Source organism: Lactobacillus sp. HMSC08B12 (assembly GCF_001808415.1).
In the GTDB taxonomy this organism is placed as follows: domain Bacteria; phylum Bacillota; class Bacilli; order Lactobacillales; family Lactobacillaceae; genus Lactobacillus; species Lactobacillus delbrueckii.
Genome location: NZ_KV793209.1, coordinates 19,235 through 28,263, shown reverse-complemented (window position 1 = coordinate 28,263; position 9,029 = coordinate 19,235). Strand labels below are relative to the sequence as shown.

The window sequence follows — 9,029 nt, the reverse complement described above, 5'->3', positions numbered from 1 at the left end:
GCTACATTGCACACGTTTTTTGCAGCAGGTACAATTTTGAAGAGTAAACTGATCGACATTTTCTACTTCTTCTTAGCCGGCATTTCCGGTACCCTGGCCGTCTTCAGCATGTTCAAGGACCATTCCGCCGCTAACATCGCCATGGACGTCTTATTCCTCATCATCAGCGCCTACTTCATTGTCCGCGGCTTCCTGGACATCGAATCTGAAAACAAGAAGCTGAGCAAGAACTGGCAGATCCTCTCCTGGATCGCCTGGTGCCTGCTCCTCTTGGGCGTCATCTTGACCTTGACCGGCTACAAGCTGGGCATCAACGGTCTGGGCTGGGGCGGCTTCGTCCTCTTCCTGCTCTGCTCTTTCGTCGTGCCCGAACAAGCCAACGACAAGAACTTTCATGTCAAGCGCCGGGATGAGACCGGTTTTGATGACAAAAATTAAGTCTGTTTTTTAGTATTTTTTAACAAAATAATTCAGCAAACGCTTGCAACCTGCTTTTTGAAAAAGCAGGCTCTTTTTTTGCCCTTTTTTCCCAACTTTTCCAGGCAATTTCTTCTCTTTCTAAATTGGTCTAGAGTTTTACAAAATTCACCGGCATGGTATAACTAAGAACATAAATCTGAGCAAATAATTGGTATAGAGATAGAAGCAGAAGGGAAATAAGGATGAACACAGCCAACACCGTCTTCTTAATTATCGCCGCCGTCCTGGTCTTGATGATGACCCCGGGCCTGGCCTTTTTCTACGGGGGTTTGGTCTCGAAGAAAAACGTGGTCAACACCATGATCTCGGTTTTTATCATCTGCTCTTTAGCCATCGTCTTATTCGTGGCCTTTGGCTATGAACTTTGCTTCAACGGCAATGTAGCTGGAATTTTTGGCAGAGTCCAGCACATCTTCCTCTCCGGCAGTGACTTGACTAAGGTCGTTTTAAAAGAGCAGGGAATTACCGCCGCCAGCTACCTGCTTTTTGAAATGATGTTTGCCATCATCACCCCGGCCCTCTTCGTCGGGGCCACGGTGGGCCGGATGCGGTTCAACTTTCTATTGGTCTTCGTCTTCTTCTGGTCAGTGTTGGTCTACTACCCCCTGGTCCACATGGTCTGGGGGACTGGCGGACTTTTAGCCGGCTGGGGGATCCTGGACTTTGCCGGCGGCACGGTCGTTCACATCAACGCCGGGATCACCGCCCTGGTCTTATCCATCTTCTTAGGGCCCCGCTACCAAAAGCAGACCCGGCCCTACAGCCTGCCCTGGGTCCTCTTGGGGACAGCAATCCTCTGGCTAGGCTGGTACGGCTTTAACGCCGGCAGTGCCTTCGGCATGAACCAAACGGCCTTGACGGCCTGCTTGACCAGTACGGTTGCGGCAGCGGCCTCTATGATGACCTGGCTTTTGCTGGAAGAAGCCTTTAGCGGCAAAGCCAGCCTAGACGGGATCTGCACCGGTACCCTCTGCGGCTTAGTCGGCATCACGCCAGGGGCTGGCTATGAAACCTGCGCTGGAGCCCTCTTCACCGGTATCCTCTGCAGTCTGGCCAGCTACTTCTTTATCAGCCAGGTTAAAGGACAGCTTAGCTTTGACGACCCCCTGGATGCCTTTGGATGCCATGGCATTTCCGGTATCGTTGGCGCTTTAACCGTCGGTCTCTTTGCCAGTCAAAAAGTTGACCCGGGGATTTCCACTAGCGGCCTTTTCTACGGAGGCAGCTGGGAACTCTTAGGCAAGCAGGCAGCCGGCACCCTCTTCACCATTGTCTTTACTCTCTTGATGGTCAGCTTAATTACAGCCGTCTTGAAGCGCTTCGTCAACATGCGGGTTTCCGCCCGTGATGAAGAAGTCGGCCTGGACCTCAGCGAGCACGGCGAATTCGCCGACTGCCAGATCAGCGCAAGCCAGGCCATCTTCGGCAAGTAGCAGCATTTTTTCTCAACATCCTATTCATCAAATCAAAAAGCTTTGGCCTTCTTGCCAAAGCTTTTTTGTCGAATATTGTATCTTTTTCCCCTGCCCTAATTAAACGAATACAACCGCTGCAGGATCAAGTAGGCCCCGCTGACCATCTGCCGCATAGGCAGGACGTCCCGGGAGACAAAATGGCCCACCAGGCGGCGTTTAAAGGACTTGTAGGTCTCCAGGTCATAAGTCTTCAGGAACTGCCAGAGCTCGTCCTTTTTGGCAATATACTCCTTCTTCTTGCCCCGGATCAAGATTACGCTAGTCACGCCTGTAACGGCTTCTAAGAAGTATTTCATGTATTTGGCGTAAGGCGCCCGCTTGTTGACCTGGGAGGCGTAGAAGACGATCAGCTGCTTATTGATCAAGATTTGCTGGTCAATCTTCTTCAGCATCACCTTTTCGTTGACTGACTGGTCATCTCTGCCGATAAAGTAGTGGTAGAGGTTGACCGGCAGGTAGCGCATGGTCCGCACCTGCACCATCGGCTCAAAGACAAGGATATTGTCGTCATAAGACACCTTGGTTGGCAGGGCTACCTTGGCCCGGTCCAGGACTTTCCGGTTGTAGATAACGGAGTGGAGCATGAAGTACTGGCCCATCCGCAGCTTGACCTCATCCCAGGAGAAGGTCCGCCCGACCGGCAGATGCGGGAACTTGATCACCCGCTGGCGGCCGGCAGCTGGCTTGTCATAGACATAGTTGGCCAAAAAGAGGTCGACCTCTGGATTACTTTCCAGGTAATCCAGCACCTCTTTGTAGGCCTCCTGGTCCAGCCAGTCGTCGCTGTCGACGATCTTGACGTACTTGCCCTTGGCCAGTCTCAGGCCATTGTTGATGGCCCCGCCGTGGCCGGCATTTTCCTGGTGGACAACTTCCAGGTCCAAGTTTAAACTCTTAGCTTGGTAGTCATCCAGCATCCGGGCGGTTTCATCAGTTGACCCGTCGTCAACCAAGATGATTTGCACCCGGTCACCGCCGGGCAAAAGGGAGTCGACGCAGCGGTTCAAGTATTCAGCTGAGTTATAGCAGGGAACGATGAGAGTTAGTAATTTTTCCACCTTGATACACTTCTTTCAGTTCGCTATTTGTCTCTACTAGTATAACAAGATTTTTTAAAAGAAAGCCTTTTCCAAGACTAAAAATTTCTTAAGGTAAAATTAGGGTGAAGAAAAACTCCCCGCCAAAAGGCGAGGAGCTTAATTTGCTTAACTTAGGGAAAATTAGGCCATCAAAGCGATTGGGTCCAACTTGATCCCAGGGCCAAAGGTTGCGGCAACTGCGCAGCTCTTGATGTATTGACCCTTAGCTGAAGCTGGCTTTGCACGCAAGATAGCGTTTTGCAAAGCGCGGAAGTTTTCAGTCAATTGTTCTTCAGTGAATGAAACCTTACCGATAGCAGCGTGGATTGAAGCTTGACGGTCGACACGGTATTCTACTTGACCAGCCTTAACGTTTTGAACAGCCTTGGCAGTGTCCATAGTAACAGTACCAGTCTTAGGGTTTGGCATCAAGCCCTTAGGCCCAAGCACACGACCCAAACGACCAACCTTAGCCATCATCATTGGAGTAGCGATGACAACGTCGAAGTCCAGGTAACCGTTTTGAACCTTTTCTACCAGGTCGTCTGCGCCGACTTCGTCAGCACCGGCAGCCTTGGCTGCTTCAGCTTGTGGGCCTTCAGCAAATACGATAACCTTAACAGACTTACCAGTACCGTTTGGCAAAACGATTGAGCCACGGATTTGTTGGTCAGCTTGCTTAGGGTCAACGCTCAAGTTGTAAGATACTTCTACGGAAGCGTCAAAGTTAGCGTATGAAGTTTCCTTAACCAGCTTGATAGCGTCTTCTACTGAGTACAACTTGCTGCTGTCAACCTTCTTGGCAGCTTCTACGTATTTCTTACCATGCTTTGGCATGAAAAATCCTCCTTGTATGTGTGGTCAAACGAGCTTTCCCTTTGCTCTCCCACCTGACTTGTTAATTGGTAAAAATTAACAAATTAGTCCTTCACTTCGATACCCATACTTCTAGCAGTACCTTCAACCATGCGCATAGCAGCTTCGATTGAGGCAGCGTTAAGGTCCTTCATCTTAGTTTCAGCGATTTCCTTAACTTGAGCGGTGGTTACTGAACCAACCTTGTTCTTGTTAGGTTCGCCTGAAGCCTTTTGAATGCCAGCAGCTTGCTTCAACAAGACTGGTGCTGGAGGAGTCTTAGTTACGAAGTCGAATGAACGGTCTTCGTAAACAGTGATGACTACAGGGATGATCATGCCCTTTTGGTCAGCAGTACGAGCATTGAAGTCCTTAGTAAAGCCAACAATGTTGATACCTGCTTGACCCAAAGCAGGACCTACTGGAGGTGCAGGGGTTGCAGCGCCAGCTGGAATTTGTAACTTAACAACGTTAATAACTTTCTTTGCCACGGTCAAAACCTCCTTGATTCCGTGATGTGGTTAAAATGGAGAGTTTCCAGACTCTCCTCCCACAATAATAAAGTACGTTTAATATAGTACTCTGAAAACCGGCAGAATGCAAGACTTTTTTATGTTTAGTCTTCCATTTTCTTGACTTGGTCAAAGCCCAGTTCAGCCGTGGTAGCGTGGCCAAACATGTCGATGGTCAAGAAGAGCTTTTGCTTGTCGTCCTGGATTTCAGCGATCTTGCCGACCATGCCGTTGAAGGCACCTGCGGTGATCATGACGCTTTCGCCAACTTCGTAGTCGTAGTCAACCTTTTCAGTTGCTTCGCCTTCTTGCATCTGCAGGATTGCTCTGACTTCTTCCTCGTAAAGCGGGGAAGGCTTGGAACCACCGCCGTGGCTGCCAACGAAACCAGTAACGTTAGGAGTGTTCCGGACAACAAACCAGCTTTCGTCAGTCATGACCATTTCAACCAAAACGTAACCAGGGAAGACCTTTTCGTTAACTTCTTCCTTCTTGCCGCGCACGTCTTCGATCTTTGGTTCTTGCGGAACGACAACCCGGAAGATGTAGTCCTGCATCCCCAGTGACTGGGCCCGGGACAGCAAGTCGGATCTAACCTTGTCCTCAAAACCAGAGTAAGTGTGCAGGACGTACCATTGCTTCTTGGCGGATTCTACCATAATTTCTTTAATCTCCTTTTTGGCAAACAAAAAAACCTCGCTAAAGAGGTTTTCCTTGAAACTAGCATGATTATAACATACTTTGTCGCTCTTACAGAACTAATTGAATCAATTTTGCAAAGGCCCAATCCAAAGCGCCCAAGAAAATCGCGTAAAGCAGAGAAGTTACGACCACGTTTGCCGTGTCGCGTCGGTTTTCCTTAGCACTTGGCCAATGACTCAGTTTCATTTCCTGACCAACGCTCTTAAAAAACTTAATCATCCCTGTCTACCTCGTTTCCTTGTGCAAAGTCTTCTTGCCGCAGTGCTTGCAGAACTTGTTCAGTTCCAAGCGCTTGGTGCGGTTGCTGTTTGCAGTGATTGAGTAGTTCCGTGACCCGCAAACGCTGCAGGCCAAAGCTGCTTTCTTTACTGCCATAATATTCACCTTCAAACTTCATTTGATTTTAGCAAAAATCCGCCCTAAAAGCAACTATTATATGACTGACTTTGCCGGGCTTTATTTTCACATCTTAAGCGGCCCCTGTGTCATAATGGAACTAGCAAAAACACAGTTTACAAGATTGCCGGTTAGCCGGCCATGAGGAAAAGAAATGAATCAACACCCTGAATACCTGCTCAACAAGATCAAGTCACCAGCTGACCTTAAGGTCCTGGATCTGGAAGAAATGAAGCAGCTGGCTTCAGAAATCCGCCACTTGATCATCGAGAAAGACGCGGCGGTTGGGGGCCACCTGGGTCCTGACCTGGGGATCGTGGAACTGACCATCGCCTACCACTACGTCTTTGACGCCCCCGGCGACAAAATCATCTGGGACGTCTCCCACCAGACCTACCCCCACAAGATGCTGACGGGCCGGGCTTATGCCTGGCTGGACCCGGAAGCCTACGGCAAGGTGACTCCTTACACTAATCCCGATGAAAGTCCCTATGACTACTACGCGGTTGGCCACACTTCTACCTCTATCTCTTTAGCCACCGGCATGGCCAAGGCCCGGGACCTCTTAGGCGGCAGCGAGCGGATCATGGCCGTCATCGGCGACGGCTCCTTAACCGGCGGGATGGCCTATGAAGGCTTAAATAACGCCGCGCTGGAAAAGGGCAACCTGGTCATCGTCATCAATGACAACCAGTGGTCCATTGACCAAAATGTCGGCGGCTTGACCACGGCCCTGAAGAAGCTGAGAGACAGCCAGGGGCAGGATCCGGAAAATCCTTTTAAGGCCTTTGGCTTTGATTACCGCTATGTCGCTGATGGCAATGACCTGGAAAGCATGATTAATGCCTTCAGCGAAATCCGCGATGTCGACCACCCCCTGGTTTTGCACGTCAATACCTTAAAGGGCAAGGGTTATCAGCCAGCTATTGAGGATGAAGAAAAGCACCACTGGGTCCGGCCCTTCAACTTAAGCGATGATTCGCCAAAGAACATTACTGCGGGCTCGACCCCAGCGGAAATTGCCATTAAGACCGTGGCTAGCGCTATTGACGGGGGCCAGGAAAACATCATGGCGATCACTGCCGCTATCCCTGGCGTCTTTGGCCTTGACTCCTTTAAAGAGTCTTACCCGGACCACTACCTGGACGTCGGGATCGCCGAGCAGGATTCCGTGGCCTTCGCGGCGGGCTTTGCCAAGGCGGGCGGCAAGCCCGTCCTTTTTGAAAACTCCACCTTCCTGCAGCGGGCCTTTGACCAGCTCAGCCATGACGTGGCGGCTAACAATTTGCCAGTCGTCATGATCGTGGCTGGCGGCGGGATCCAGGCCAACTCCAAGACCCACGTGGGCGTCTTTGACCAGGTCATGGTCAGCAATCTGCCTAACTGGAAGTACCTGGCCCCGACCAGCTTGACTGAAGAAGCGGCCATGATCAACTGGGCCTTGAAGCAAAAAGACGGCCCTGTAGCTATCAAGCTGCCAGTCCGGCAAGTTCCAGCCGGCGGAGCCGTTCTTGAAGGCTACCGGCACATCCACTACCAAAAGCGGCGGGCCGGCAAAAAGATTGCCATCCTGGCTTTAGGCGACATGCAGGAATTAGGCAGCCAAGTTGCTGAAGAACTTGATGCTGCCCTCTACAATCCTTTGTCAGCTAACATCCTGGATACTGACTGCCTGGACCACTTAGCCCGGCACTACCAGGCTGTAATTACTTTGGAAAACAATATTCTGGACGGGGGCTTCGGGCAAAAGGTGGCCGGCTACCTGGCTGACCGGCCGGTTTTGGTTAAGACTTTTGGCGAAAAGCGGGAATACACCGACGTTGACCAAAGCTATGACCAGATCCTGGTCCGCAACCAATTGACGGCTGAGCAAATCGTTGCCAGTGTCAAGCAATTATTTAATGATTTTGTCAATGGACGGCAAGCCCGAAAGTCCACCTATTTTTAATGGGTGGATGGATAGGGCTTGCCGGCCTTTTTTGCGTTATAGACCTGATCATTGATGTATCTTTCCACGGTATCCTTCGACATGTTTCCAACGGTTCCAATATAGTAGCTTGATGACCACAAGTGACCGCCCCAGCATTTCTTTTCTCTAATATCCGGATGATCGCGCAGATACATATATCCGGTAGATCCTTTGAGAGCTTTGACCACATCGCTGATAGATTTTGACGGCCTGAAAGATATCATGGCATGAACGTGTTCCGGCATGACCTCCAGCTTCTCAACTTGGATATCGTTCCTAGCTGCCACAGTAAGAATAAGCTCCTTCATTTCATCTGCTAGTTCTATAGTCGTAAATATTTGATTGCGGTACTTGGTGCACCAGATCAGATGATAATGGCAGTTGTAAACGTAGCGCTGAGCGTATACTGCATCTTTGATTTTATCAGCCATTGCAATCCTCTCTTTCTTCGGTGAATAATGATATTAAGCCACTTGATAATACCCCATTGAATAGCGGATTATGTTATAATTATAGCACAAGAATCGAGGTGAGAAAGATGACCAAAAAGAAGAAAAAAGTGGTTGCCAAAGTCAAAAAGACCGACGAGACAAAAGATGAAAAGCCGAAGCGTAAGACCCTAATGATCCCAATGTCAGAGCTGCCATACCATCTTGGCCTCAAGATGCGGATCTATCCAAACAATGAGCAAAAACGGCTGATTGCCATCAACAGCGGCATCAGCCGCTCCGTCTACAACAAGCTGATTGCCATCAATTCTGAGCTGAACCAGCTCAAGAAAGTCAACGTCTATGTTAAGCAGGTAGCTGACAGGATCGAGGCACTTAAAGAGCGCAAAAGCAAGCTTTCCAAGTACTACTTCTACATGGATTCAGAAGATGTGGATAGCTTGACTATTGCTCAAGCAAAGCGCTGCTATGGGGTGGCATGGAACATGTATCACAAGGTCCATTCATCAGGCCGTCCAAAATATCACAAGAAGGGAGTCAACGATGGCTATCAGACTTCTTGCATCTACAAAAGCGAGGACAAGAAGATCGAAAACTGTACTCCATTTTCAGGCTCGGTGTGCTTCCTGGACATGAAGCACGTCAAGCTTCCAAAGCTTGGCAGAATCAGAATCAGCGGCTCAAGCTACCGCAAGGTTCTTGCCCACAATCCCAACTTTCGAATTGGAACGGCCACCATCAAATATGATGCCTCTGGCTTCTATCTGTCACTTCAAATCGGCGACGTCATTCCATTCAAGGCGCAAAAGGCAAAGACGGGCAAGAAGACAGGAATCGATCTCAATCTTGACAATTTTCTGACTGATTCAGACGGCACGGTAGTGGACAATCCGCGCTACTACCGCAAATCCTTAAAGCGGCTGAAAAAACTTCAAAGACGGGCATCAAGAAGACAGAATCGTGCTAAAAAGGAAGGCCGGAAACTTTGGCAAAGCAAAAACTATCAGAAGGCCCGCAAACAGGCGTCTCGTCTTCAAAGACGGGTTCGCAATCAAAGAGAGGACTTCCTTCAAAAGCTCAGCACTGCATACATCAATAACCACGACGTAGTA

Annotated in this window: 11 protein-coding genes; 4 read left to right on the top strand and 7 right to left on the bottom strand. The window is 49.6% G+C overall.

Annotated features, from left to right (window positions below; genetic code table 11):
* Positions 1–36 precede the first annotated feature (36 nt).
* Both HMPREF3168_RS08795 and HMPREF3168_RS08790 read left to right on the top strand, forming a co-directional pair.
* Complete coding sequence (locus tag HMPREF3168_RS08795; protein WP_070489647.1) at positions 37–438, top strand: hypothetical protein; 402 nt, start codon at positions 37–39, stop codon at positions 436–438.
* Between the two features lie 224 nt (positions 439–662).
* Positions 663–1,913, top strand: coding sequence for an ammonium transporter (locus HMPREF3168_RS08790; RefSeq protein ID WP_070489645.1), 1,251 nt, complete (start codon positions 663–665; stop codon positions 1,911–1,913).
* 95 nt (positions 1,914–2,008) lie between these two features.
* Here the strand turns inward: HMPREF3168_RS08790 and HMPREF3168_RS08785 are convergent, their stop codons facing one another.
* The 6 genes from HMPREF3168_RS08785 to rpmG all read right to left on the bottom strand — a co-directional run bounded on the left by HMPREF3168_RS08785 (position 2,009) and on the right by rpmG (position 5,478).
* Positions 2,009–3,013 carry a glycosyltransferase family 2 protein gene (locus HMPREF3168_RS08785; RefSeq protein WP_070489643.1) on the bottom strand — a complete coding sequence of 335 codons (1,005 nt, stop codon included), beginning with the start codon at positions 3,011–3,013 and terminating at the stop codon, positions 2,009–2,011.
* Between the two features lie 162 nt (positions 3,014–3,175).
* The gene (gene rplA, locus HMPREF3168_RS08780) at positions 3,176–3,871 is read right to left on the bottom strand and encodes a 50S ribosomal protein L1 (protein WP_003613883.1); all 696 of its coding nucleotides are present in this window, start codon (positions 3,869–3,871) and stop codon (positions 3,176–3,178) included.
* Between the two features lie 83 nt (positions 3,872–3,954).
* Positions 3,955–4,380: a 50S ribosomal protein L11 gene (rplK, locus tag HMPREF3168_RS08775; RefSeq protein ID WP_002876501.1), complete on the bottom strand. Its 426-nt coding sequence runs from the start codon at positions 4,378–4,380 to the stop codon at positions 3,955–3,957.
* Between the two features lie 125 nt (positions 4,381–4,505).
* The gene (gene nusG / locus HMPREF3168_RS08770) at positions 4,506–5,060 is read right to left on the bottom strand and encodes a transcription termination/antitermination protein NusG (RefSeq protein ID WP_035175291.1); all 555 of its coding nucleotides are present in this window, start codon (positions 5,058–5,060) and stop codon (positions 4,506–4,508) included.
* 91 nt (positions 5,061–5,151) lie between these two features.
* Complete coding sequence (gene secE, locus HMPREF3168_RS08765) at positions 5,152–5,322, bottom strand: preprotein translocase subunit SecE (protein ID WP_003613890.1); 171 nt, start codon at positions 5,320–5,322, stop codon at positions 5,152–5,154.
* Between the two features lie 6 nt (positions 5,323–5,328).
* Complete coding sequence (gene rpmG, locus HMPREF3168_RS08760) at positions 5,329–5,478, bottom strand: 50S ribosomal protein L33 (RefSeq protein WP_002876495.1); 150 nt, start codon at positions 5,476–5,478, stop codon at positions 5,329–5,331.
* Positions 5,479–5,653: 175 nt separating this feature from the next.
* On the opposite strand from rpmG, the gene HMPREF3168_RS08755 reads away from it, so the two are divergent.
* Complete coding sequence (locus HMPREF3168_RS08755) at positions 5,654–7,447, top strand: 1-deoxy-D-xylulose-5-phosphate synthase (RefSeq protein ID WP_070489640.1); 1,794 nt, start codon at positions 5,654–5,656, stop codon at positions 7,445–7,447.
* Here HMPREF3168_RS08755 and tnpA read toward each other — a convergent pair.
* Complete coding sequence (gene tnpA / locus HMPREF3168_RS08750) at positions 7,444–7,899, bottom strand: IS200/IS605 family transposase (protein ID WP_070489638.1); 456 nt, start codon at positions 7,897–7,899, stop codon at positions 7,444–7,446. The genes HMPREF3168_RS08755 and tnpA overlap by 4 nt on opposite strands.
* Before the next feature lie 191 nt (positions 7,900–8,090).
* On the opposite strand from tnpA, the gene HMPREF3168_RS08745 reads away from it, so the two are divergent.
* Positions 8,091–9,029: RNA-guided endonuclease InsQ/TnpB family protein (locus HMPREF3168_RS08745; RefSeq protein WP_246825712.1), on the top strand; the 939-nt coding region annotated here is incomplete at its 3' end.